The sequence below is a fragment of the Streptomyces sp. NPDC048258 genome (genome assembly GCF_043201995.1).
GTDB lineage: Bacteria > Actinomycetota > Actinomycetes > Streptomycetales > Streptomycetaceae > Streptomyces.
In genome coordinates, this window is record NZ_JBICZH010000007.1 from 14,973 (window position 1) to 38,114 (window position 23,142).

A 23,142-nucleotide genomic window follows, 5' to 3' on the forward strand; every position below is an offset into this window, starting at 1 on the left:
GGGCCTAAGACGGTTCCGCATGCCCGGGAGGCAGCAGTTCGGTGACCACGAAGGCGACCACGGCCGCCAGGATCACCACCGGCATCATCGCGGAGCTGCCGAGCAGCAGGATCACGAGCACCGCGCTGCTCACCGGCAGCCGCAGGGTGGCGGCCGCGGCCGCCGCCATGCCCACCGCCATCGCGGGCACGACCCCCAGGCCCGGCAGGGGAGCGAGCAGGACGCCCACCGCGGCTCCTATGAACAGCGCGGGGAACACGGGGCCGCCGCGCAGGCTGCCGAGGCAGAGTGCGTAGGCGGCGCCCTTGAACAGCACGACGGCGAGCAGGGCGCCGACACCCCAGGCGTGCGGGTCGGCGGCCAGCGCGGCGAGCGTCGCCTGGCCGGACGAGGCGACCTCGCCGGGTGAGCGGCCGGTGATCAGTGCGTAGAGGCAGGCGCAGACCGCGGCGCCCAGGGCGCACTGGACGGTCCGTACGAGGGGGCGCGCCGACTTGACGTACGTGGCGATCCGCCGGGCCCCGGCCAGCAGGGGATGGAGTGCGGCGGCGAGGGCCACGGCGATGACCAGCGCCCAGAGCACGTCCGCCACGTCCAGGCGGGGGGCCGGGGTGAACAGCTTCAGGGTCAGGTCCCCCGTCTCCAGCCCGGTCCAGCGTCCGAGTCCCGTGAACACGAGGGCCCCGACTCCGCTGGACAGCAGGGCGGGCAGCATGACCGCGAACAGCTGCGGCCCGCCCACGCCCGCCACCTCGATAAGCAGCACCGCCGCGATCAGCGGGTTGCCGAAGATGGCGGAGACGGCTGCGGCGGCTCCGGCCGCGCCCAGCAGTGCGTTGCTCTGCGGGGTCGCGGGCGCCTGCGCGAGGTCCCGGAACAGCAAGGCCAGCCCGCCGCCCAGGGCGATCAGCGGGGCCTCCGGTCCCAGCACGGCGCCGAACGGCAGGCTGGCCGCCGCCGCGAGCACGACCCCGGGCAGCTCCGGCGGCGTGGCGCCCACCGTGTGGAGTCCGGACGCGGGTACGTGCCCGCCCGCGCCGGGCAGGTGCGTGGCGATCAGGCCCACCGTGATTCCGGCGAACAGCAACAGGGGGAGCGGCCACCACCAGGGCGGGGTGTCCCGGCCCATGGCTTGCGGGAGGTCCGTCCACAGCACGTGCTCCAGTTCGTGCAGCGCGGCGAGGAACCAGAAGGCGGCGAGGGACACCAGGATGCCGACCAGGGCGGAGAAGGCGAGCGCTTTCAGGTAGCCGGCGCGGCGGAGTATGTTGCGCAGGACGTCCGCCTCTTGCGGCTGCGTACCGCTGACGGGCGGGTCGGATCGAGGTCGCGGCTCCGTCATGGGTCACTTCCCTTCCCCCTAGATGGTCCGTCCGGGGGGTCCCCTTCGCCTCCGGGGGCCGGGACTGCCGTGTCCCGCCGCCGGATTCCGATCCTGACGGCGCTGAAGAGGACCTTGGCGATCACCCCCACCAGGATCAGGTCGACCGCCATCTGCGCGGTGACCATGATGCGGGAGGCCTGGGTGACGGCCGTGATGTCACCGAAGCCGACGGTCGCGAACACCGTGACCGTGAAGTACAGCGCGTCCGTCCGGTTCAGGGGCTCCGAGAAGGACCGGGGAACCTCCTCTTCGAGCACGTAGTACGCCGCGGAGAAGAGCAGCAGGAACAGCGGCACGGCGGTGGCGAGCGCTTCGATGGCGCGCAACCGCGGATACTCCGAACGGGTGATGGTGATGATCTGCCAGGCGATGAGCCCGCCGAAGAGTGCCAGGCCGAGCGAGAGCGTGACGAAGAGGGGAGCGTCGAGCCCGCCTTGCAGAGGGGCCAGGTAGTACAGCGCCGTGAGCAGGCCGGCCAAGCCCAGCGAGCGGGCCAGGTGGCCTGCCAGCACGCGCCGGCGCCGCCGGGACGCCGGGGTGACACGAACCCATCGCCCGGATGCGTTGCGTTCCATGGGTTCCAGGAGAAGGGGACGGAGCGCATCGCGCGACCGGAGCGGCCCGCGTGTCCGCTTCAGCGCGTGAGTTCGTACAGACTCCTGCCCACCAGCCACAGGCCGAGGACGAGGCAAGTCACCACGATGGCAGGGTCCTTGTGGTCCGACAGCCACGCCCGCAGGCCGGTCAGCGCCTCCCCGGCCTTCTCGGGCGCGAACACCATGTACAGCTCCATGGCCAGGAGGCTGGACGTGGCGAGGAGGCAGAAGGCGAGCAGGGACAGGAACGACTCGCTGTGGCTGAGGTCCGCCTCCACGACGGTGGCGGCTGCCGCACCGACCATGCCCCAGGGCTGCAGGAGCACGGCGAGCCCGGCCGCCGACCACCCGGTGGCCTGGTCCATCCGGGACGTGAGCGAACTCCGGGAGGAGTCGGATCCGGAGCCCGGTGCGGAGCCCGATGAGGCCGGTGCCGAGTCCGGTCCACCGCGGCGCCGGCGGCGACGCCTGTGTTCGCTGTAGAGGACCAGCCCGATGCCGATGGCCAGTTTTCCCGCCAGCGCGGCGGTGGAAGGCGGCGATTTGGGTGCGGGCGGCTCGCCGCCGGTGAGGAGGAGGACGAGGGCGATGACGGCGACGAGGCAGGCGAGCCAGGCGAGGATGAAGGCGAGCCCCTTCCACACGCCCCTGGGCGCGGACAGCACCAGCACGAAGGCCATGACGGGCAGGGGATAGATGGTGATGGCGAGGCCGATGACGAGCAGGTCAAGCAGCATGGTGTCCATGGTTGCCCGGCCTCGTAGTCGGGTGCAAAAGATGTGAAATGTGCTCTGAAATGCGGATGGTGAGTACCGGCTGTATCAATGAAGTACCCGCATGCGATCGGAGCGAGCATGGACGACTATCCGCTTCTCAACCTCTTCTGGACGATGCTGTTGGTCTTCCTGTGGGTTCTGTGGTTCTTCCTCCTCTTCAAGGTCATCTCGGACATCTTCCGTGACCACAGCCTCGGTGGCTGGGCGAAGGCGGGGTGGCTCATCTTCGTGATCGTGCTGCCGTACCTCGGCGTACTCGTCTACCTCATCGCCCGCGGGCCCGGCATGGGTCGGCGGGACGCGAAGCAGATGAAGGAGAGCGAGGCGGCCTTCCGCAGCTACGTCCAGGAGGCGGCGGGATCCGGGGGCGGTTCGGCGGACCAGCTGGGCAAACTCGCCGCGCTCAAGAACAAGGGCGACATCACGCAGGAGGAATACGACCGCGCCAAGGCCAAGCTCCTGGCGTGAGCGGCGACGCCCGGCCTCGGCCCCCGGATTCAGCCGCGCTCCTCCTCCTCGGCCTCCATGCGCCGGATTCCCTCGTGGGTGAGTGTCACCATCGCGGGGGCGTTGCCCGGCTCCCAGTCGACGGTGATCAGCCCTTCGCCCGCCAGGTAGGTGCAGGCGGCGGCCAGATCCTGATCGGGTACCTGGAGGTCGCGCCGCAGCTGCGCTCCGGTGACCCCGAGGAGGCGGTTGCCTTCGACGGCTTCGTACAGGAGCCGGAGCACCTGTTCGCGGTAGCTCTTGCGTTCGCCGAGCGTGGCCATGACCGCGGCCTCTCAGGTCTCGTCGGAGTGGGTGCCGGCGCCGGCGGGCGTCCTGCTGGCGGTCAGCCAGGACCGGGCGGGGCCGGCCGGTGTCGCGGTGTCCACCGTGAGGTGGAGGCGGGTACCGCCGTCGAGGGCTGGGTAGCTGCGCTGTTCCGTGCCGGCGAAGCAGCGGCGGAGGACTTCCGCGACCGCCCGGGCGGCTTCGGGCGTGTCAGCGATGATCCGGACCTCGGCGTGTCCGAACGACGCCGGTGGCTGGGTCTCGATGTGCTTCACGTTGCGCGTTCCCTTCGAGTGGGCCCGAGAAGCCGACGGGCGGGGTGCCGTGGCACCCCGCCCGTGCCCCCGGTCAGGAGGAGGCCTGTTCCTCACCGGACGACACCCTCGCGGTGGGCTCGACGACTACGGGTGTCGCCCGGCTGACCGGTAGGCCGAAGGGGGACATGCAGGCCCCGCCTTCGCTCTCCCAGGCGGCTTCCCGGCGTCGGGCGTCCTGGACGCCGCGCCCGATGACGGTTTCGTTGGCCATCAGGACACCGGCGGCGAGGACGCTGCCCGGGATCGCGGCGGCGGCCATCAGCCGGGCCGCGGCCGCGGGCTCGGTCTCGGGCGGGATCACCAGCAGGTCCCAGCGGCCGACGGTGTAGGAGAGCAGGATCAGCTTGTCGGGGTCCTGCTCGGTGAACCAGCCCACGTGCACCGTGCGCCCGTCCACGGCGACCGTGTGCGGGATGACGGGCCAACGGGCGGGGTTCACGGAGACACGGGTGACGCGCCCCCATGGATCGTCCAGGGCGGCGGCGAGAGCCGGGAGTTCGGCTTCGAGGTCACGGGAGCGGGGCCACCAGGCACCGTCCAGCTGGCCTGCGAGAACGGTCTTCGGTGTAAGGGAGACGCGCGCCGGAAGCGGCGGAGCGACGACGTGGGTCGCAGCGCGGTCAAGGATCGTGGTCATGTCGCGGACCCGTCCCCGGGCGTTCGCGAACGGCCCGGTGCAATGATCGCCGGAAATGACGTCCGCGTGGGAGCGGGTGTGCGAAATACTCCCGGTACCTCCACGGTACTCCGGTTCGCGGTCCCGGAAGCCGGTTCTGACCAGGCACTTTCCGCCGGCTCCGGCGGGCGGCACGACAACGACAACGACAACGACAACGACAACGACCCCGGCACATTCACTCGCCGGGGCCGCCCTTCCGGGCCGCCGCACGTGAGAGTGCAATGACCCACTTGTCATGCTATGCCCATGGCGCGTCTGCGGCATCAGGGACACTGCGCGGCAGCCGGCCGCACTCGGGGCGACCGTATCTCCATGGCCCGGCATATTGTGCAGAAACTTGCACCGGCAAGCGGTTTATCCGCAGTGGAAAATATGGTCAGTGTGAATTCCTTTAGGCAGTGAAGGCGAGAAGTATTACGAAGTCCAGGTCGTTCTTCACTCGGCGCGCATCGCCGTGCGCGACACGGCGAAAGGGCGGACTCAGCCGGCCCTGGCCGTGACAATCTGCTGGCCATCGCAAGGTCTTTTGAATGGAGGTGAACGGCCCGTGGGTGTCAATGCCAATCCCACCGTCAGCAGGCGCCGGCTGGGATCGGAGCTCCGTCGGCTCCGGGAGATCAGGGGCATGACGACGCCGCAGGTGGCGGAGAGCCTGCTGATCTCCCAGCCCAAGGTCAGTCTCATGGAGAACGGCCACCGCCGCATCAAGCCGCGTGACGTGCGCGATCTCTGCGGGCTGTACGGAGTCCAGGACCGGCGGCTCGTTGATCATCTGATGCAGCTGGCCAGGGAATCGGGGCAGCAGGGCTGGTGGAACGCCTACGGTGACATCCCGTACGGCGCCTACATCGGCCTGGAGGCCGAGGCCGCGGCGATCCGATGCTACGAGCCCCTGGTGATCCCCGGCCTGCTGCAGACCCCCGCCTATGCCCGGGCGGTCATTGCAAAAACGATCCCTCAGGTCGCCGCCGAACAAGCCGCCACACGCCTCCAGGTACGACTGCGGCGCCAGCACCGGCTGGGCGCCCTGGGCAACCCGCTGCGCTTATGGGCCGTACTGGACGAATCGGCCTTGCGGCGCGTCGTGGGCAGCCGCGAGGTCATGCGCGAGCAGCTGGAGCATCTGACCCACTCGGAGCCCAGCCGCACATCACCGTGCAGGTTCTCCCCCACGACGTGGGGGCGCACCCTGGTGTCTCGGGACAGTTCGCGCTGCTCGAATTCGCCGACGCAGCCGACGTGAGCGTGGTGTATTTGGAAAGGTTCACCAGCGATCTCTATCTGGAGAAACGATCCGACATCAGGATCTACAGCGATATGTACGCGCACCTGCAGGCCCAGGCGCTGAGCCCGGACAGTACCCGGTATTACATCAACGAAGCCATCAAGGCGTACGTCGGCACGGAATTCTGGCCAGACGTCGGTACTCCGTCCCCGTCGAACCCATGAGCGCCGTGCGGTACGCATCCTGACATCGAGAACCGAGCCCCTGGACGACGTGTCCAGGGGCTCGGCTTCGGGCCCTGTCGAGACCGATCGGTCAGAGGCGTGAGGCTGTCACGCCTGCCGTGTTCCGGCTAGTCCTGTCGAGTCGCCGTACCTCGGCGGGTTCTCTTCATCGCGAAGAGGGCCGAGCCTCCGACGAATACCAGCGCGGCCGCGGAGGCGGCCATGATGCCGGTCTCGCTGCTCGTGCCGGTGGCGGCGAGGTCGGGCGACGCTGCCTTCGGCTGCCGGCCGGTGGTGGCACTCACCGGGGCGAAGTTGACGGTCTTGGCCGTGTGGCCGGGAAGCACGTGGCCCAGAGCATCGTCGAGGCCGCCCGGCAGGAAGTCGGCCCACGGGGGCTTGCCCTGGTCGGGGTTGTCGTGACCGTGGGGGGGCTTGCCCTGGTCGGGGTTGTCGTGACCGTGGGGGGGCTTGCCCTGGTGGTGGCCGTCGTGACCGTGACCCTGCTCGCCCTCGTCGTCGTGGTCGTCGCGACCGTGCTCGCCCTCGTCGCCCTCGTCGCCCTCGTCGCCATCGTGGTGGCCGTTGTCGTGATCGCCCGAGTCGCCCGAGTCGCCCTCTTCGCCCTTGTCGCCGCGAGGCCCCTTGGGCCCCTTGGGTCCGGCGGGTCCGGCGGGTCCGGCGGGTCCGGGTGAGCCGGCGGGTCCGGGTGAGCCGTCGGGTCCGGGTGCGCCGGGGCTACCGGCGGGTCCGGGTGAGCCGGCGGGTCCGGGTGAGCCGTCGGGGCCGGGTGCGCCGGGGCTACCGGTGGGTCCGGGTGAGCCGGCGGGTCCGGGTGAGCCGTCGGGGCCGGGTGCGCCGGGGCTACCGGCGGGTCCGGGTGAGCCGGCGGGGCCGGGTGCGCCGGGGCTACCGGCGGGTCCGGGTGAGCCGGCGGGTCCGGGGGCTCCGGGTGAGCCGTCGGGTCCGGGTGCGCCGGGGCTGCCGGTGGGGCCGGGTGCGCCGTCGGGTCCGGGGGCGCCGGGTGCGCCGGGGCTACCGGTGGGTCCGGGTGCGCCGTCGGGGCCGGGGGCGCCGGGGCTGCCGTCGGGGCCGGGTGCGCCCGTCGGGCCGGGCGCACCCGTCGGACCAGGCGAACCCGTCGGGCCGGGAGACCCGGTCGGCCCGGGAGGTCCAGGCGGTCCAGGCGGGCCGACGGCGCAGGTCGGCCTCGTAATGGTGTTCTCGTCCATCGTGACCGCGGCCTCACGCGCCAGGGCGCGGCCTTCGATATCGGCGCCGTGGTTCAGCGTGATGGACTGCATGGCCAGGATGGTGCCCTTGAAGTCGGTGTCCGTGCCGAGGGTGGCGGAGCTGCCCACTTGCCAGAACACGTTGCAGGCATTTGCTCCGTTGATGAAGGCCACGGAACTCGACGAAGCCGTGGTCAGGGTCGAGGGGATCCGGAAGATGAAGACGGAGTTGGGGTCGCCCTCGCCGTCGAGGGTGACCGTCCCGGTGAGTTGCAGGGACGGCGGCGACGCCGGGGCCGTGTAGACGCCGGGCGCCAGCGTCAGTCCGCCGATCTCGTCATCTGCGAGAATGGTCCCGGGCCCCCGGCCTGCCGCGTCGTCATAGGCGACGACGAGGTCGGACTTCGCCTGAGCGGCGGCGGCGTTGGGGGCTACGCGCGTCACTCCGTTGACGATGCCGGGCGGGAAGCCGGTCACCGATGTGCCCGGATAGAGCCCCAGGTCGCCGTTGATGACGGTGTCGTTCGTGTTGGTGACCGTCGAACCGGCCAGGACCCCGTAACTGGCGGTGGTCCCCAGCAACACGGGGGCTTCTGCGGCGTGGGCGAGGGTCGGGACCAGGGCGGCCGCCGCCAGGAGCGCTGTGGGGAGCAGGGTGAAGGCTCCCCGTTTGAGCAGATTGCGTTGAGGGCTCGTGTCGGGTGGAGCCGACCGGATGACATCCAATGCCATAGCAGGGCCTTTCTTGTCGCTGGTCAGGGCCGCCGGCCCGCTGCCTGCGCCGACACGCAGGCTCACCCCGAGGAGGGGATGCAGATCTGCTCCCGGCCAGAGCTGGTGACGGGTCGTCACGCGGAAGCATTCCCGCATATTCCAGAGCGATAGACCGCAAATCAGAAAAAGCGTCTGCAAGAGTGATGTAGCGTCAGGTATATGGATGCGTCGCACGTCTGTGCGTATTCGTTGCGTCGTCACAGCGGGGAGTACCCACCACGGCGCCTGCCGTCGCCACGGCGGCCCGCCACACGGCAACGACCTGGTACTGCTCTCCGGCGTCCGTCAGGCCTGTTCGCGCAGGACGTCGGCCACGTTCGGCGGACGGTACGAAGCGCCCTTGAGCACCTTCCCGTCCTCCCGGTACGAAGGACGGCCGTCCGGGCCTAGCTTGGACATGTTGGCGCGGTGGATCTCGGCCAGTACCGCGTCGAGGTCGATGCCGTGCACGGCGGCGGTCCCGTACGCGATGTAGACCACGTCGGCCAGCTCGTGCGCGATGTGCGCCAGGCGGCCGGACTCCGTCGCCTCGGCGAGCTCGGCCACTTCCTCCTCCAGGAGGACCTGGCGGTGCCGGGCCAGTTCCGGCGTGACGTTGGCCGGGCTGGACCCCACGTCGAGACCGAAGGCCCGGTGGAACTCGCGGACCAGGTCCTGGGAAGTGGTGGCGGTCATACGGCCCTACCCTCTGTCGCGCGGCCCGACCGGTCTCGGCGCAGGGCGAGGACCGCGTTGTGACCGCCGAAGCCGAAGGAATTGCTCAGGACGACGCCGCCCGCGGGCGGCAGGAAACGCGGCACATGGGTGACCACGTCCAGCTCGCAGGCGTCGTCGAGATCGTCACAGCCGATCGTAGGCGGAACGAGGCCGTGGTGGAGCGTGAGGGCGGCCACGACGGCTTCCACCGCACCCGTGGCGCCTTGCAGATGGCCCAGATTGCCCTTCACGGCGGTCACCGGAACGCTGGGCGCCCCGGCGCCGCGCTCGTCCAGGAGGCGGCGCAGCGCCGTGGCCTCGGCGAGGTCCCCCTCCACGGTGGCGGTGGCGTGCGCGTTGACATGGACGACGTCGGCGGGGACGGCTCCGGCATCGGCGAGGGCCCGGCGCAGTGCGAGGACGATGCCGTCGCCCGAAGGGTCGGGCGCGACGATGTGGTGGGCGTCCGCCGAGAGGCCCCAGCCGGCCGCTTCGCAGTAGATACGGGCGCCACGCGCCAGCGCGTGCTCCTCGGCCTCCAGGACGAGCAGCCCGGCACCCTCGCCGTGGACGAAACCGTCACGGTCCTTGGCGAACGGACGGGAGGCCCGTTCGGGCTCGTCGTTGCGCGTGGACAGGGCGCGCATGGCGGAGAACGCGGCCATCACGGACGGGGTGATGGCGGCTTCCGCTCCCCCTGCCAGGACGATGTCGACGTGCCCGTGGCGGATCCGGTCGATGGCCTGCCCGATGGCCTCGGTGCCCGAGGCACAGGCGCTCACGACGGTGCGGGCCTCGCCGGTGACGTGCAGATCGATGGATATCTGGGCCGCTGCCTGAGAGGGAACGGTCATCGCGGCGGTGAGCGGCGAAACGCCCCGCGGGCCCTTGTCGCGCAGCCGGCGGTCACCGTCGACCAGGACGGGGGCGCCGCCGATGATGGTGCCGACGCACACTCCGGTCCTGCTCGGGTCGACGCCGCTCCCGACGGTTCCGGAGGCGTCGAGGCCCGCGTCCCGCCATGCCTCGCGAGCGGCGATCACCGCGAACTGGGCCGCGCGGTTCATCCGTCGCGCCTGGGCCTTGGGCAGCAGCTCGCCGGGGTCCGCCGTAACGGTCCCGCCGATGCGCACGGGTTGACCGGCGAACTCCTCACCCTCCAGCGGCCGTACGCCGCTCCGCCCTTCGAGGAGCCCTTGCCACAGGGCCGGAACGCCGACACCGAGGGGGGTGATCGCACCCATACCGGTGACGACGACCCGGCGTTGTGTTGCCCGGGTCACTCCGACAGGCCGGCCGGTGGGTGTGAGCGGCTGGTGCATAGGGTTCCGCTTTCCTGTTTCTGGCTCTCAACTGCCGAGGATCGCCCGACAGTTGGTTGCATGGAAGCCGTTTCTCAGGTGTTCGCACAAGGCGTCTGAGACGCTCGTCACTTGCCACCCGCATTGGTGAGGAGGAGGCGACGGACAATCACGGGGGAACGCTACACTTCGACACCAGGTCAAGCGTCGATTACGTGCCATCGCAGGGGGAGTTTTACGATGGGGACATCTGGCGTTCATAATTCCGCTTTCGCGCCCGATCCCGCCCCTCAGGCCATGGAGCTGTCGCAGCTCCTGCGTGTCTGGCGAGTCGACGCGGGCGTCAAGCTGCGACGGGACAAGGCAATTCCGCAGAAGGAAGTCGCCGAACTCATGGGCGTGAGCGAGCGCTGGTATCGCAGCCTGGAATCCGGGGATTCCGTCTCGCTTTCCAGTGACATATTGGGCCGGCTTTCCGAGGTATTGGTTCTGGGGCCTGACGAGCGCATGGTCCTCTACAGCCGCGCACTCGACGGTGCCGGGCTCGCCCTCGCGGACGAGGAAGGCGCGGCCGAGGAGCAGCTCGCCCTCCTGCAACTGGTCACGGCGCAGACCCAGTTCCCCGCCTATCTCACGGACGGCTGCTGGAACATCCTGGGCTACAACACCCTGATGGCCGACTGGTTCCCCTGGGTGCTCGCACCGGGTGCCAATCTCATGCGCTGGGCGCTGACCGACCACGCGGCCCGTGAACAGATGCTGGACTGGCGCCAGCACGCGGAGATCTACCTGGCCATGCTGCGGTTCGCCCTGGCCACGAGCTCCCACAAGGCACCGCTCGACAAGCTTCTCCAGCACGTCCTGCAGGATGCCGAGTGCCGCCGGCTCTGGGCGCAGGGGCCGAAGGTCATCGCCTTCCGCCAGGGGCACCGCTACCGGCTGGTCCTTCCGCACGTCTCGCCCGAGCAGATCAGCGTTACCTCCCAGGTGCTCCTTCCCGCCTACCAGCACGGACTGCGCTGCGTCATGCTGCTGCCGCAGAAACCCGTCCTGCCCTCACGCGTCGTCATCCCGGCGCAACAGAACCGTAGTTCGGTGCAATAGCCAGCACATTACACGTTCACGTGCGGCCTTGAGCGGCAAACTTTTGCCGCGCACGCGCTCTCTTCGACGGCGACCGGCAAACATTTGCCGGTCGCCTTTCATTTGTTCCGTTTCGCCGATCTTCGATGCCGACGAACCGGACAACTCCGTACAGCGGCAAACTTCTGCCGCTTGACGGGCAGTTGTGTGGATGGACATCCTCGTCCCACCGAAAACGACACCACCACACACAGGTCACACGAAGGCCTGGGCAGTCACATGAAGGTTTAAACCATGGCACTGCAATTTGCGAGTACGGCGAATAGGACCGTTCTCGCCCGCCGGCACCAGAATCGCCTCGATCGGGCTTTCGTCGAAGCCGACTACCGCAGCCGCTTCCGTACCTGGGAACGGGTCGCCACCGTCCGGAACAGCCCGATGAGGGTGCTGGACACCGATGGTGAACTGTTCTTCAGCCCCGAACTCGTGCCCGCCCTGTCGCACCCGCTCCTCGAGCAGGCCGAGCCGCACATCCGAGAGACCGTGCTGGTCCATCGTCTCTACGAGTACCTCAAGTTCACGATCGACCTGGAGCAGAGCGCGGTCATCCCGGTCACCGGGCACATCAGCCGGGGCATGTCCGGACTCGACCTGCCCGAGCCCATGCGCCTGGACGCCTTCAAGATCGTGACGGACGAGGCCTGGCACGCGCAGTTCACGTACGAGATCCTGCGCGGGGTCCGCGACCGCACCCGGATCGCTCCGGCCCTCCCGGACACCCCGACGTTCACCGCCGAGCTGGCGAGGATCCACGAAGAGCTGCCGAGCGAGATCCGCGGCCTGGACGAGATGCTGTTCGCCATCGTCAGCGAGACCCTCATCTCCTCGATCCTCGACGAACTGCCCCAGGACAAGCGGCTCCCCGAAGGTGTCCGCGACATGGTGGCCGACCACGCGGTCGACGAGGCCAAGCACCACTCCTACTTCTCGACGCTGCTCCGCTTCCTGTGGCCCGCGATGACGAAGAAGGAACAGGAGCTGGCCGGCCCGTACATACCGCAGCTGATATTCGCGTTCCTGGAGCCCGACTACACGAGCACGGCTCTGGGACTGGGGGCCGCCGGCCTGGGAAGCCGAGAAGTGGAACAGATCATGAGCGACGTCTACTCGCGCGACAAGGTCGTGGACGACGTGCGCCGCGGGGCCGCGCCCACCCTTCAGTACTTCGTCGAGGCCGGGGCCCTGAAGCACAGCGCCACCCTCGAAGCCTTCCAGGAATCGGGGCTGATCGCGTGAAGGCGGCGATCGTTCAGGCCGCGCGCGCCCTGACCCCGACGGTCACCCAGTACTGGCTCACCCATCCGGTGGGCCGCCCGTGCCTGCCGGCCGCCGTGCCCGGTCAGCACGTCACGCTGCGCGTGGGGCCGCGGTTCAAGACCTTCACGGTCGTGGCCGCCGACGACGAGGGCTACGAGCTGGCCGTGCGCAACCGCCGGCGAGGCGACCAGCGCGATCTGCTCTCGCCCCGCCTGCACGTCGGAGCACCCGTCAGGGTCTCCGCGCCGGGAGGGCACTTCACCGCCGAGGCCTCCACCCCCTTCACCCACTTCGTGGCCGGCGGCGTGGGGATCAACCCGATCCTGGCGGTCCTGGCCAGTGGGCGGCTGCGTGGCTGGCGGCTCGTCTACGTCGACCGGGGCGCGGAGGAGTTCCCGTTCCTCGGCCGGATCCAGGAGCTGGCGAGGGAACAGGACGGCGGTGTCGTCACCGTCGACACCGGGACGCAGGGCCGCCCCGACTGGTCCGAGGTCGTCGCCGGCATCCCGGTCGGCAGCACCATCGGCCTGTGCGGCCCGGACGCGATGGTCGCGGCGGTGCGCGCCGCCGTCGACCGGGCCGCGGGGTCACGGCACCTGGTCACCGACGGATCGGCGACCGGATCCGCCGACGACACGCCCCGGTCCGTCGAAGTGGAGTGCGTCAAGACCGGCATCACCTTCGAGGCCGCCCAGCACCAGCCGCTGCTCGACGCGCTCAACCGCAACGGTGTGGTCGTCCCGTCCTCGTGCCGGCAGGGCATCTGCGGGACGTGCGAGGTCGAGGTCCGCACGGGGCAGATCGATCACCGGGACGAAGTGCTCACCGATCAGGAGAAGGCCGCGTCCAGCTACATGATCCCGTGCGTGAGCAAGTCGATGAGCACCCGGCTCGTGCTGAACGTCTGATGCCGGCGACCCCCACCCCGACCAGGAAGACCCCCGTGAACGAGCTCATCGCCGGATACGCCGGCCGGATCGGATTCCACGTGCCGTTGGAGCCGACCCTCGCGTGCCTTCGCCACCTGCACGAGGCGCACCTCTACAACGTTCCCTTCGAGAATTTCAGCATGCACGGCAACGCGGAGCGGGGCCTCGGCGAAGAGGCCCTCCGCGAGGTGATCGTGGACCGTCGCCGGGGCGGCATCTGCTTCGAGACGGGGCGGCTGATGCAGTGGCTGTTCGACGAGGGCGGCTTCGACTACGAGATCCGGCTGGGCGGCAGCGTCAACCCCAAGGGCCCGGCGACCCATCAGGTCTTCGTCGTGACGCTCGACGGCGAGCGCTGGCTCTTCGACATCGGATACGGGGCCCGGGGCCCCCGAGGACCGGTCCGGCTGGCGGACGGGGAGGAACTGACCCACCCCGCCCTCTCCACGAGGGTCGGCCTCGACCGCGGGCCGGGCGCCCCGGTCTGGACGGTGTCGATCCAGGAACACGCCGTCGGCTCGACCGAATGGCAGGACATCTACCGCTTCGTCGACGCTCCGGTCGAGGCGGCCGATCTGGACATGGCGCACTTCTACACGACGGCGTCACCCAACAGCCTGCTGAACAAGCACAAGGTGGCGAGCATCCCCACCCCCACCGGCAGGCTGAGCGTCCGGGACGGGCACGTGACGATCGTGCACGACGGCAGCAGCTCCACTTCCCCCGTCGACGACGAAGCGCAGCTCCAGGAAGTGCTCGGCCGGTATTTCGGCCTCACCATCCCCCTGCGTGACCTCGGGCTCGAAAGGTAACACCATGCATTTTCTGACCGTACCGGGATATACCGGTTCCGGCCCGGATCACTGGCAGACGCATCTGGAGAACACGTACGAGGGCTTTTCCCGCGTGGTCCAGGACGACTGGGCGAGCGTCGAGCGCGACCGCTGGGTCGCCACGCTCGACGAGACCGTGCGCGGCATCGACGGGGAGGTCTTCCTCATCGGGCACAGCTGCGGATCGGTGACCGTCGCCCAATGGGCCGCGACGCGGTGGGACAGCCGGGTCGTCGGGGCGCTCCTGGTCGCTCCGGCCGATGTCGAGGCGGCCGACACGCTGCCGGCCATCAAGGGCCAGGCGCCGCTGCCCGCGGTCGCGCTGCCGCTCAAGACGCACCTCGTGGTCTCCGACAACGACCCGTTCCTCTCGCTGGAACGGGGCCTCGCGCTGGCGGAGACGTGGGGAAGCAGCGTCGAGGTCATCCCCGGCGGCGGGCATCTCGCCACACGGGACGGCTACGGGGAGTGGAGCCACGTGGCCCGGCTGATCGGGCAGCTTTCCGGAAACACACTTGAAACCACCGATGGACGTGTCCGCTTTGCGCAGTAAATTCTCGTCGGTGCCCCGGCCCGTCTACTTCTATCTCGCCGCCTCGTTCTTCATGGGGCTCGCCAACACCATCTTCGACGTGGTGTTCAACTTCTACCTCGCCGAGCGCGGCATCAACGAGGGCGACGCGGGCGTGATCTACGCCATCGCCACTGGCGCCATGGCGGTCGCGGTCGTCCCGCTCCTCTTCCTGGGGCGGTACGTGTCGCAGCGGACCCTCCTCATCGGGGCGTCGGTGCTGTACACCGTGCCCTTCGCCGGCCTGCCGTTCGTGGCCTCGGTCGCCTCGGCGTCCGTCGTCCTGAGCCTGATCCTCGCCGGCATGCTCGGCCTGCTCTCGGTGGGCAACGCGATCGCGGGCAAGCAGGTCCCGGAGGCCGCCCGTACCCGCCTGTTCAGCGCGTTCTTCATCAGCTACCTGGGCGCCGGCGTCATCGGCTCCGCCCTGGTGTCCGCGGTCAGCGGCTGGCTCCACACGAGCGACCTGGAGAAGTACCGCTTCTTCCTCCTGCTGTCCTTCCTGTCGGCCTGCCTGATGCTCGTGCTGCGCTTCCCGTCGGCGCGGTCGGTCCAGCAGACCGCCGCGGCGGTCTCGCACGAGGAGACCCGGGCGCCGGGGGAGAAGCGCAACTTCGTGACCCTCTTCGTGGCGGCCGGATTCCTGGGCGCCTCGATCGCGCTGTTCTTCCGGTTCGCCAACGTCCTGTTCTCCCAGGTCTACGACATCCCGGTGAGCGACATCTCGCTCATCCTGGGCACCGACAAGATCGTCAGCATCTTCGGCGCCATCTTCGCGCCCGTCCTGGTCAAGCGCTTCTCGCTGCGCCCGACCGCCGCGTTCTTCGGGGTCCTGGCCGTCCTCGGCCTGCTGCTGCAGTCCCTGACCGTCCCGCTGATCGTCTTCGTCGTGCTCTACCTGCTGCGGCTGCTGTTCAACTACTGCCTGATGCCGCTGCTGGACACGGTCGCGATGTCGGGCTTCGCCCCGGCGCGGCAGATGTTCTCGATCGGCCTGCGGCAGTCCTCGTTCTACCTGGGCGGAGCCGTCGCGGCGGCCGTCTACGGAGATCTGCTCGACGGCGGCCGGTGGCAGGCGGCCCTGTGGGTCTCGGCGGGTTGCGCCCTCGTCGGCTCGCTCGCGATGACCCTGGTCCGCAGCGGTGAGGCCGGCCCCCGGCCCGTGCGCGAAGAGAAGGTTCTGGAGAATGCCTGAGCTCGGAACGACCGGGACGCTGGTGGTGGTGGACCCATACTCCAGCGGCGCGGTACTGGCCCGCCGTGCGCAGGAGCTGTACGGCCTGAAGTCCATCGCCGTGCTGACGTCGGAGACCCTGCCGGCCGCTCTCACGGCGACGTACCCGGCCGGGGACTTCGTCGCGGAGCTGCGCTTCGCGGACGTCCGGACGACGGCCGCCGCCATCGAGAGCCTGTGCGGCGGCCGGCCCGAGTTCCTCATCTGCGGGTCCGAGCCGGGGGTCGAGGCGTTCGACCTGCTGGCGGCCCACTGGGGGATGCGCCCGAACACCGGGTCCTCCGAGGCCCGTCGGGACAAGTTCCTGATGCAGGGCCGGCTGCGCGACGCGGGCATCCGGTACATCCCGCACCACAAGGCGTCCGACACCGAGTCCATCGTCGAGTGGTGCGCCGCCGGCGGACTGGCCGAGTACGTCGTGAAGCCGGTCAAGTCGTTCGCCACCGACGGCGTGTTCTTCTGTTCGAGCCTGGACGAGGTACGGGCGGCGTGCGAGAAGCTGTTCGGACGCTCCGACCTCGCCGGTGAGCTCATCACGGACGTCCTGGTCCAGGAGCGGCTCGTCGGGCCGGAGTTCGTGGTCGACTCGGTGTCGCTCGACGGCTCGGCCTTCGTCGTCAACATGTTCCGCTACACGAAGGAGACCGTCGAGGGGAACCCCGCGTACCGGGCGATGTCGTCGGTGGAGGTCGGCGACCACCCCGGCATCGTGGCCTATGTGGAGCAGGTGCTCGCCGCGTTGGGGATCGAGAACGGCCCCGCCCACAGCGAGCTCGTCCTCACCGCCGACGGACCGGTCCTCATCGAGACGGGCGCCCGTATGCACGGCGGCCTGGGCCCGAGGCTGGTGGAGGAGTCGTCCACGCACTCCCTGATCGACCTGACGCTGGCATCGCGCGTGGCGCCGGACGAGTTCCTGCGCCGGACGCGGGTGCGGCCGTCGCTGCGGCAGGGCGTCGTCGAGTGCTTCCTCTTCGCGCCGACGGCGGGTGTGGTCGCCGCGAACCGGGTACGGGAGGCCACCGGGGAGCTCAGCAGCTATCTCTTCGACACCTGTGAGCAGGTTCCGGGGGACCGCGTCGAGAAGACCATCGACCTGATCACCTCGTACGGCCGTGTGGTCCTCGCCCACACGGACCCCGAGGTGCTCGTACGGGACATGGAGCACGTCCTCGACCTGGACCGGAGGGGAGCGCTCATCGAGGTCGTTCCGGGCGCGTAGCGCCGGTACGGCACGCGGCACGACGCAGCCCCGGGTCACGGACCTGGGGCTGCGCCGTTCGCTGCTCGGGCTTCAGGCGCCGATGCGTACCAGCGCGAGAGTGATGTTGTCCGGGCCTCCGGCTTCGATGGCCGCCTTCCACAGCTCGAAGGCGGCCTTGCCGTCGTCGTGCACGCGCAGCAGGTCGTCGATCACGTCGTCGGGCAAGGGGTCGGTCAGCCCGTCGCTGCACACCAGGTAGCGGTCGCCCGTGGACAGCGGGAAGGTCGCCACATGGGGAGTGATGGGGCTGCGCCCGGGGCTGCCGCCGAGCGTCTGTGTGACGGCCGACGTGGTGCGACGGCCCGGCGGGGGCGGCGGGCTGTCGTCCACGCTGACCTGGCGCAGCCCGTCCTCGGTCGCGTGGAACACCTTGCTGTCACCGACGTTGAACGCCAGCAGCGACTCGGCCAGTACGAGGGCGCCGGCGACCGTGGTCCCCATGGCGGTCAGGTCCGGCCGGCCGTCGGTGGCCGAGTACACCGCATCGTTGCAGCGGTTCAGAGCGTCACTGATCGCTTCCGCGCTGTCCAGCGCGGGGCCGAGCGCGGCGAGCTGGCGCACGACCAGCTCGCTGGCGACCTCACCGGCCGGCTGCCCGCCGAGCCCGTCGGCGACCGCGACGACGAGTGGTCTGCCGAGGGGGAACAGCAGCGTCTGCGGGCTCAGGGTCACGGTCCCGCAGAGCGTCCACGGCCCGACGGCAAGGCTGTCCTCGTTGTGCTCACGAATCAGCCCGACATGGCTCAGGGCGGTCACAGCTATGTACGCCACCACGAGGTCCCGCCTCTCCGCAACGGCAGACGCGTCACTCCCATCCCATTGTCACGCCTTGTCACGCCACTCGGCATGCGGCGCGCGACCTGCCGGAGCACGCTGGTCCTGGGGCCTGAGGAAAGGACTGCGCGAGATGTTCGCGAGGCTGAGCACCTACCAGGGATCACCGGTTCCCGCGACGGGAGACGTGAGCGCGAGCTCGGAGGCGGTCGTCCAGCAGGTCCAGGACGTTCCCGGCTTCCGGGGCGTGTACTACCTCGTCGACCGGGCCTCGGGCACGGCCAAGTCGCTGACCTTGTGGGAGGACGAGGAGACCATGCGGGCGAGCGAGGACCAGGCCGCCCGGATCCGCGAGGAGACGGCCCAGCGGGAGGGCCAGCAGATCGTCTCGGTCGAACGCTTCGAGGTGGGCTTCAGCCGTCTGCAGCCGTAGCGCCGGCCGCCGCCTCTTGGAGGCGGGGAGCCTTCAGCGAGTCGAGCCAGCGGACGAGGCGGGCTCCCTCGCGGGTCATGACGTCCGGGTCGCGCAGGGCGTTGGCCAGCAGTGACATGCCCTGGTAGCCGGAGACGAGGGTGACGGCGAGGCCGTCGGGGTCGGGCAGGCCCAGGGTGCGGAACTGCTGTCCGGCCCAGTCGAGCAGGCGCCGGATCACCGCGCCGGCCGCCGCGTCGAGGGTCCCGGCCGCGCGCTTGTCGAGTTCGACGGCCAGGGTGCCGGTGGGGCAGCCGTAGCGGGCGGCGGTGTCCCGCCGGCCGACCCAGGCTTCGATCAGGCCCTTGAGGCGGTCGAGCGGGTCGGGCAGCCGGTCCAGCCGACCCGTGAGCGCGTCCAGGTGTGCGCTGTGCTCGGACAGCGCGGCCTGGACCAGTTCGTCCTTGGTCTTGAAGTAGTAGTAGACGTTCCCGACGGGGACGTCGGCCACGCGCGCGATGTCGGCGAGGGTGGTCCGCTCGACCCCCTGTTCGTGCAGGACCTGGGCCGCCGCGGCCGTGAGCCGTCGGCGCTTGTCGGCCGCCCGCGCCGCCCGGGGCTTCACTGAGTCAGTCACCCAACCAACTATAGACAGCGCCTCGGAGGCCCGGTTAGAGTCCAACCAAGTCAGCCAACTAACTAACATGGGGGATCGCGATGATCGTGGTGACGGGTGCGACCGGCAACATCGGGCGGGCGCTGGTGCCGCTGCTGGCGGAGGCCGGTGAGGAGGTCGTGGCCGTCTCGCGGCGGCCACGGCCCGACGGGCTTCCGGCCGGCGTCCGGCACGCCCGGGCCGACGTCGGCAGCGCCGCGAGCATGCGGCCGCTCCTCGACGGCGCCGACGCCTTCTTCGTCCTGGTGGGCGGCGACCGGGGCGGCCACGGCGAGAGTCCGAAGGCCCTGCTGGACGCGGCCGGGGCCGCCGGGGTCGAGCGGGTCGTCCTGCTCTCCTCCCAGATCAACTCCACCCGCCCGGAAGCCCTCTCGCACGCCCGCCTGCGTGAGTTCGAGGCCGCCGTGCGGGCGGCCGGACCGGACTTCACCGTCCTGCGCCCGGGCGGTTTCGCCTCCAACGCCTTCGCCTGGGCCGAGTCGGTCCGTACGAGGCGCACGGTCCTCGCCCCGTTCGGTGATGTGGCGCTGCCGGTCATCGACCCGGCGGACATCGCGGAGGTGGCCGCCGCCGCGTTGCGCGAGGACGGTCACGCGGGCCGTACGTACGAGCTGACCGGCCCCGAGCTGATCAGCCCGCGCCGGCAGGCCGCCGTGATCTCCGAGGCCGTGGGCGAGGAGGTGGCCTTCGTGGAACTGTCCCGCGGGGAGGCCCACGCCCACATGGCGCGGTTCATGCCGGAGGAGGTGATCGGCGGGACCCTGGACGTCCTCGGCGCCCCGTTGCCGCCCGAGCGCGAGATCAGCCCCGACGTGGAGAGCGTCCTTCTCCGTCCGGCCCGGCCCTTCGCCGAGTGGGTCGCCCGCAACCTGCCGGCCTTCCGGTAGCACCGGATCGATCAGGAATCGAGAAGCGCCGGTCGCCGGGCCGCGGCTAGCGTGATGCCCATGGACATCAGCATTCACACGACCTTCCTCCCGCACGAAGACCCGGACGCCTCCCTGGCCTTCTACCGCGACACCCTCGGCTTCGAGGTCCGCAGCGACGTCGGACAGGGCAAGATGCGCTGGATCACGGTCGGCCCCGTCGACCAGCCCGGTACGTCCATCCTGCTGGCGCCGCCGGCCGCCGATCCCGGCATCACCGAGGACGAGCGCCGCACCATCGTCGAGATGATGGCCAAGGGCACGTACGGCTGGATCCTGCTCGCCACCCGGGACCTCGACGACACCTTCGAGAAGCTGCAGGCCGGCGACGCCGAGGTCGTCCAGGAACCGACCGAGCAGCCGTACGGCATCCGCGACTGCGCCTTCCGCGATCCCGCGGGCAACCTGATCCGCATCCAGGAGCTCCGCTGAGCGCCGACCGGCGGACACCCCGGCGTGCTCGCGGACATCGATGAAGGGAGCTCTCCCATGTGCCATCCCTCGTGGGGGCGCGCACTCACCGCGGCGCAGCACCTGAACGACCTCGCGCGCCTGCGCCGCATCCGCGACCGGATCGACCGGGAGTACGCGCGGCCGCTCGACGTCGAGGCGCTCGCCCGCGGCGCGAACATGCCGGCCGGGCACCTCAGCCGCCAGTTCCGGCTCGCCTACGGCGACTCGCCGTACGCCTATCTGATGACGCGTCGCATCGAGCGCGCGATGGCGCTGCTGCGTCGTGGCGACCTCGGCGTCACCGAGGTCTGCTTCGCGGTCGGCTGCCCGTCGCCGGGCACCTTCAGCAGCCGCTTCACCGAGCTGGTCGGCATGCCGCCCAGCGCCTACCGGCAGCGCGCGGCGGACGCCGTGGCGGGGATGCCGTCGTGCGTGGCGCACCACGTGACCCGACCGGTCAGGGAGCACCGAGCGCGGGTCACCGAGCCGCAACCGGCATGACCGTCATGGGTGGCGGGAGGCGAACGAGCTGCAGGGACGCACCCTCATGCGCGACGGCCGCCGGCTCGGCTGAGGGCCGGTAGCCATCCGACCAGTTTCGGAAAAGCCACCCGCCAGGGGCGGATCCCTGGCATGAAATGACCCCGATCAAGCCTCGCACGAAGGGAAACCCGCCATGAAGGACACGCAGACGTCCGCCAAGGGCTACGACGGATTCACGGACGAGGAACGGGGCGCGATGAAGGAGCGCGCCAAGGAGCTGAAGTCGTCCACGCGCCGCAGCCCGCGCGCGGCCAAGGCGGACGCGGAGAGCGAGGTGCTCGCGAAGATCGCCGAGATGCCGGAAGCGGACCGCGTCCTCGCCGAGCGGATCCATGCCATCGTGAAGGCCGCAGCTCCGGCCCTCTCGCCGAAGCTCTGGTACGGGATGCCCGCGTACGCCAAGGACGGCAAGGTCGTCTGCTTCTTCCAGAGCGCGCAGAAGTTCAAGACGAGATACGCCACGCTCGGCTTCAGCGACCTGGCGCACCTCGACGAAGGCGCCATGTGGCCCACCGCCTACGCCCTGACGGTGTTGACCGCCGCCGATGAGGAGCGCATCGGCGCACTCGTCGAGAAAGCGGTGAGCTGAGCCCGGTCCCCGGGGAACTCCAGGCAGAGGCCGAGGAGTTGGCCGGAACGAACAAGCCCCAGGTCGCCGACCTGGGGCTTGTTCGCGAAGCGGCCGCACGGGGGCCCGCTGCCTCGTGGGCGGGACTGGTGTCGCCGTCCCGCACACCCCGCCGTCCGGCGGGGTCGGCCTCCCCGCCGGACGGCGGCCAGGGCGGATCCGTGGTCCTTCCCGTGGATGACCTTTCATGATCGGTGGGGTGGAAGCATGGCCACCAGGAGTCCTCCCGCTGACCACGAGAGGGCTGCACCAGCGTCCTGTACACGAATGAATCGGGGGATTCCTGATGCTCGAGGCTGCCCGCAGTTCTGGTCCCTGTTCCTCCCACGACGTGCTCGATCCCTTCCACGACTGCGACTTGGGGGCATCGCACGTGATGAACGTGGCCACTCCCGATTTATCCCGGCTCACCCGCCGGGAAAGGGAAGTGCTGCACATGCTCGCACTGGGTGAGAGCAACCGCCTGCTGGCCCGGCGGATGGGAATCGCCGAACGCACCGTAAAGGCCCATGTGTCCAGCATCATCACGAAGCTCGAGTTGCGTTCGCGCGGCGATGCGACGGCCTTGTCGATACTTCGCCATGCCGAGGTCCACAGAAGCCTGGGCCTCCCTAACGGACAGTAGAAACAAGGGCGTTGGGCTGGCGAGAGTTGTCTTCGTCAAGTGATCGTGTCGCTGAAAGAGAGAACAGCATGACGAAGTCAGCCCGTATAGCCGCCGCTTCGATCGTCGCGGCCCTGGCGATCGGTGTCGCGGCCCCTGTTGCCAGCGCCGCCCAGACCGCCTCCCCGGTCGTCTCCGTCGCCTCCCACTCGCCCTCCGGCGCGGTGACCACCGCCGGGCAGTTCGGCGGCAGCGCGCAGGCGCCGGCCGCCAGCCCCGCCGACGTGGCCGCCGTGCAGGAAGCCGCCGCGAACGGCAAGGGCAAGGCTTTCATGGAGCTCCTGAAGCGGACGGGCGGCCTGTTCTCGAAGGCCGTCTCCAAGGCCAAGGAAGGCCGGGCCGCGTTCAACAACTGGATGGGTGACCAGCACTGGTCCGTCAAGAGCGCCTGGTGGCTGCTCAGCGGCGGCACCCAGACCTGGGTGTTCGAGCAGCTGCTGAACTGGATCGGCTAAAACTCCGGCCGCCCCCCTGGGCAACTCAGGGGGGCGGCCCCTCTTCAACGAACGGAAGGCGCGGCATGACCACAGATAAGTCCGGATCCACTCCGGTGGACTCATTCTTCGCGGCACCCATGGTTCTGCTCGCCCTTACATTCCCGGTTTTCTTCTTCCTGTCCGGGGACACCGGCCGGACCGTCGGATGGCTGCTTTACGGGGCGGGGATACTTCTGACCCTCGGCGGTCTGCTCTATTGCGGCCTTTCCCGGAAGAGCCCGAGCTGGGGCGGGGCGAGCTGCGTCGTCGGCGCCGCCGTCATCGGCCTGATCGCGTGGAACATCCACGGGTGGCCCTGGTGAATTCCTCGGGAGCCCCCGCCGACAGTGGCCTGACCGCTTGTTCCCTGAGCCGTGCGTT

General features: G+C 69.9%; 27 protein-coding genes and 1 pseudogene. 17 read left to right on the plus strand and 11 right to left on the minus strand.

Going from position 1 to position 23,142, the window contains the following annotated elements; all coding sequences use genetic code 11:
• Positions 1-4: 4 nt before the first annotated feature.
• From ACGFYQ_RS17665 to ACGFYQ_RS17675, 3 genes are read right to left on the minus strand one after another with little or no spacing between them, the layout of a single operon-like run.
• On the minus strand, positions 5-1,342 hold the full coding sequence (locus tag ACGFYQ_RS17665) for a chloride channel protein (protein WP_393744752.1): 1,338 nt from the start codon (positions 1,340-1,342) through the stop codon (positions 5-7).
• The gene (locus ACGFYQ_RS17670) at positions 1,339-1,959 is read right to left on the minus strand and encodes a potassium channel family protein (RefSeq protein ID WP_393744754.1); all 621 of its coding nucleotides are present in this window, start codon (positions 1,957-1,959) and stop codon (positions 1,339-1,341) included. Before ACGFYQ_RS17670 ends, ACGFYQ_RS17665 begins: the two co-directional genes overlap by 4 nt.
• 59 nt (positions 1,960-2,018) lie before the next feature.
• Entirely contained in the window at positions 2,019-2,717 is a 699-nt protein-coding gene (locus ACGFYQ_RS17675) for a GAP family protein (RefSeq protein WP_393744756.1), read from the minus strand.
• A 117-nt stretch (positions 2,718-2,834) separates the two neighbouring features.
• On the opposite strand from ACGFYQ_RS17675, the gene ACGFYQ_RS17680 reads away from it, so the two are divergent.
• Complete coding sequence (locus tag ACGFYQ_RS17680) at positions 2,835-3,224, plus strand: SHOCT domain-containing protein (RefSeq protein WP_393744758.1); 390 nt, start codon at positions 2,835-2,837, stop codon at positions 3,222-3,224.
• A 29-nt stretch (positions 3,225-3,253) separates the two neighbouring features.
• Here the strand turns inward: ACGFYQ_RS17680 and ACGFYQ_RS17685 are convergent, their stop codons facing one another.
• The 3 genes from ACGFYQ_RS17685 to ACGFYQ_RS17695 all read right to left on the minus strand — a co-directional run bounded on the left by ACGFYQ_RS17685 (position 3,254) and on the right by ACGFYQ_RS17695 (position 4,484).
• Positions 3,254-3,526: a hypothetical protein gene (locus tag ACGFYQ_RS17685; RefSeq protein WP_393744760.1), complete on the minus strand. Its 273-nt coding sequence runs from the start codon at positions 3,524-3,526 to the stop codon at positions 3,254-3,256.
• A gap of 12 nt (positions 3,527-3,538) precedes the next feature.
• On the minus strand, positions 3,539-3,805 hold the full coding sequence (locus ACGFYQ_RS17690) for a hypothetical protein (protein WP_393744762.1): 267 nt from the start codon (positions 3,803-3,805) through the stop codon (positions 3,539-3,541).
• A 73-nt stretch (positions 3,806-3,878) separates the two neighbouring features.
• Positions 3,879-4,484 (minus strand): DUF5994 family protein, encoded by a 606-nt coding sequence (locus ACGFYQ_RS17695; protein WP_393744764.1) that lies wholly within the window; start codon positions 4,482-4,484, stop codon positions 3,879-3,881.
• A gap of 589 nt (positions 4,485-5,073) precedes the next feature.
• Here ACGFYQ_RS17695 and ACGFYQ_RS17700 point away from each other — a divergent pair.
• Positions 5,074-5,975: pseudogene (locus ACGFYQ_RS17700) on the plus strand (helix-turn-helix domain-containing protein).
• 128 nt (positions 5,976-6,103) lie between these two features.
• Here the strand turns inward: ACGFYQ_RS17700 and ACGFYQ_RS17705 are convergent.
• The 3 genes from ACGFYQ_RS17705 to ACGFYQ_RS17715 all read right to left on the minus strand — a co-directional run bounded on the left by ACGFYQ_RS17705 (position 6,104) and on the right by ACGFYQ_RS17715 (position 9,999).
• Complete coding sequence (locus tag ACGFYQ_RS17705) at positions 6,104-7,939, minus strand: ice-binding family protein (RefSeq protein ID WP_393744766.1); 1,836 nt, start codon at positions 7,937-7,939, stop codon at positions 6,104-6,106.
• 327 nt (positions 7,940-8,266) lie between these two features.
• The gene (locus ACGFYQ_RS17710; RefSeq protein WP_393744768.1) at positions 8,267-8,656 is read right to left on the minus strand and encodes a MazG nucleotide pyrophosphohydrolase domain-containing protein; all 390 of its coding nucleotides are present in this window, start codon (positions 8,654-8,656) and stop codon (positions 8,267-8,269) included.
• The gene (locus ACGFYQ_RS17715; RefSeq protein ID WP_393744770.1) at positions 8,653-9,999 is read right to left on the minus strand and encodes a beta-ketoacyl-[acyl-carrier-protein] synthase family protein; all 1,347 of its coding nucleotides are present in this window, start codon (positions 9,997-9,999) and stop codon (positions 8,653-8,655) included. The genes ACGFYQ_RS17710 and ACGFYQ_RS17715 overlap by 4 nt, the downstream gene beginning before the upstream one ends.
• 276 nt (positions 10,000-10,275) lie before the next feature.
• Here ACGFYQ_RS17715 and ACGFYQ_RS17720 point away from each other — a divergent pair, with 276 nt between their 5' ends.
• The 7 genes from ACGFYQ_RS17720 to ACGFYQ_RS17750 all read left to right on the plus strand — a co-directional run bounded on the left by ACGFYQ_RS17720 (position 10,276) and on the right by ACGFYQ_RS17750 (position 17,167).
• Positions 10,276-11,082, plus strand: coding sequence for a helix-turn-helix domain-containing protein (locus ACGFYQ_RS17720; protein ID WP_393744772.1), 807 nt, complete (start codon positions 10,276-10,278; stop codon positions 11,080-11,082).
• A 273-nt stretch (positions 11,083-11,355) separates the two neighbouring features.
• Positions 11,356-12,357, plus strand: a complete 1,002-nt coding sequence (locus ACGFYQ_RS17725) for a diiron oxygenase (RefSeq protein ID WP_393744774.1) — start codon at positions 11,356-11,358, stop codon at positions 12,355-12,357.
• A complete protein-coding gene (locus tag ACGFYQ_RS17730) occupies positions 12,354-13,286 on the plus strand; it encodes a 2Fe-2S iron-sulfur cluster-binding protein (protein WP_393744776.1) in 933 nt (310 codons plus the stop codon). Before ACGFYQ_RS17725 ends, ACGFYQ_RS17730 begins: the two co-directional genes overlap by 4 nt.
• Positions 13,287-13,321: 35 nt before the next feature.
• Positions 13,322-14,119, plus strand: coding sequence for an arylamine N-acetyltransferase (locus tag ACGFYQ_RS17735; RefSeq protein ID WP_393744778.1), 798 nt, complete (start codon positions 13,322-13,324; stop codon positions 14,117-14,119).
• A gap of 4 nt (positions 14,120-14,123) precedes the next feature.
• Complete coding sequence (locus ACGFYQ_RS17740) at positions 14,124-14,693, plus strand: RBBP9/YdeN family alpha/beta hydrolase (RefSeq protein ID WP_393744780.1); 570 nt, start codon at positions 14,124-14,126, stop codon at positions 14,691-14,693.
• Between the two features lie 10 nt (positions 14,694-14,703).
• A complete protein-coding gene (locus ACGFYQ_RS17745) occupies positions 14,704-15,906 on the plus strand; it encodes an MFS transporter (RefSeq protein ID WP_393744782.1) in 1,203 nt (400 codons plus the stop codon).
• The gene (locus ACGFYQ_RS17750) at positions 15,899-17,167 is read left to right on the plus strand and encodes an ATP-grasp domain-containing protein (protein ID WP_393744784.1); all 1,269 of its coding nucleotides are present in this window, start codon (positions 15,899-15,901) and stop codon (positions 17,165-17,167) included. The genes ACGFYQ_RS17745 and ACGFYQ_RS17750 overlap by 8 nt, the downstream gene beginning before the upstream one ends.
• Before the next feature lie 72 nt (positions 17,168-17,239).
• On the opposite strand, the gene ACGFYQ_RS17755 is transcribed toward ACGFYQ_RS17750, so the two are convergent.
• Positions 17,240-17,980: a PP2C family protein-serine/threonine phosphatase gene (locus tag ACGFYQ_RS17755; protein ID WP_393744786.1), complete on the minus strand. Its 741-nt coding sequence runs from the start codon at positions 17,978-17,980 to the stop codon at positions 17,240-17,242.
• 136 nt (positions 17,981-18,116) lie between these two features.
• Here ACGFYQ_RS17755 and ACGFYQ_RS17760 point away from each other — a divergent pair, with 136 nt between their 5' ends.
• Entirely contained in the window at positions 18,117-18,416 is a 300-nt protein-coding gene (locus tag ACGFYQ_RS17760) for a hypothetical protein (protein ID WP_393744788.1), read from the plus strand.
• On the opposite strand, the gene ACGFYQ_RS17765 is transcribed toward ACGFYQ_RS17760, so the two are convergent.
• Positions 18,397-19,032, minus strand: coding sequence for a TetR/AcrR family transcriptional regulator (locus ACGFYQ_RS17765; RefSeq protein ID WP_393744790.1), 636 nt, complete (start codon positions 19,030-19,032; stop codon positions 18,397-18,399). The genes ACGFYQ_RS17760 and ACGFYQ_RS17765 overlap by 20 nt on opposite strands.
• Before the next feature lie 80 nt (positions 19,033-19,112).
• Between ACGFYQ_RS17765 and ACGFYQ_RS17770 the strand changes: the two genes are divergently transcribed.
• From ACGFYQ_RS17770 to ACGFYQ_RS17800, 7 genes are all read left to right on the plus strand, one after another.
• Positions 19,113-19,958 (plus strand): SDR family oxidoreductase, encoded by an 846-nt coding sequence (locus ACGFYQ_RS17770; RefSeq protein WP_393744792.1) that lies wholly within the window; start codon positions 19,113-19,115, stop codon positions 19,956-19,958.
• A 60-nt stretch (positions 19,959-20,018) separates the two neighbouring features.
• Positions 20,019-20,429, plus strand: a complete 411-nt coding sequence (locus ACGFYQ_RS17775; RefSeq protein WP_393744794.1) for a VOC family protein — start codon at positions 20,019-20,021, stop codon at positions 20,427-20,429.
• A gap of 57 nt (positions 20,430-20,486) precedes the next feature.
• Complete coding sequence (locus ACGFYQ_RS17780) at positions 20,487-20,951, plus strand: helix-turn-helix transcriptional regulator (RefSeq protein ID WP_393744796.1); 465 nt, start codon at positions 20,487-20,489, stop codon at positions 20,949-20,951.
• A 175-nt stretch (positions 20,952-21,126) separates the two neighbouring features.
• Complete coding sequence (locus tag ACGFYQ_RS17785; RefSeq protein ID WP_393744798.1) at positions 21,127-21,582, plus strand: iron chaperone; 456 nt, start codon at positions 21,127-21,129, stop codon at positions 21,580-21,582.
• Between the two features lie 325 nt (positions 21,583-21,907).
• Positions 21,908-22,246, plus strand: a complete 339-nt coding sequence (locus ACGFYQ_RS17790; RefSeq protein ID WP_393744801.1) for a helix-turn-helix transcriptional regulator — start codon at positions 21,908-21,910, stop codon at positions 22,244-22,246.
• A 68-nt stretch (positions 22,247-22,314) separates the two neighbouring features.
• Complete coding sequence (locus ACGFYQ_RS17795; protein ID WP_393744803.1) at positions 22,315-22,740, plus strand: hypothetical protein; 426 nt, start codon at positions 22,315-22,317, stop codon at positions 22,738-22,740.
• A gap of 65 nt (positions 22,741-22,805) precedes the next feature.
• Complete coding sequence (locus ACGFYQ_RS17800; protein WP_393744805.1) at positions 22,806-23,084, plus strand: hypothetical protein; 279 nt, start codon at positions 22,806-22,808, stop codon at positions 23,082-23,084.
• The last annotated feature ends 58 nt before the right edge of the window (positions 23,085-23,142 follow it).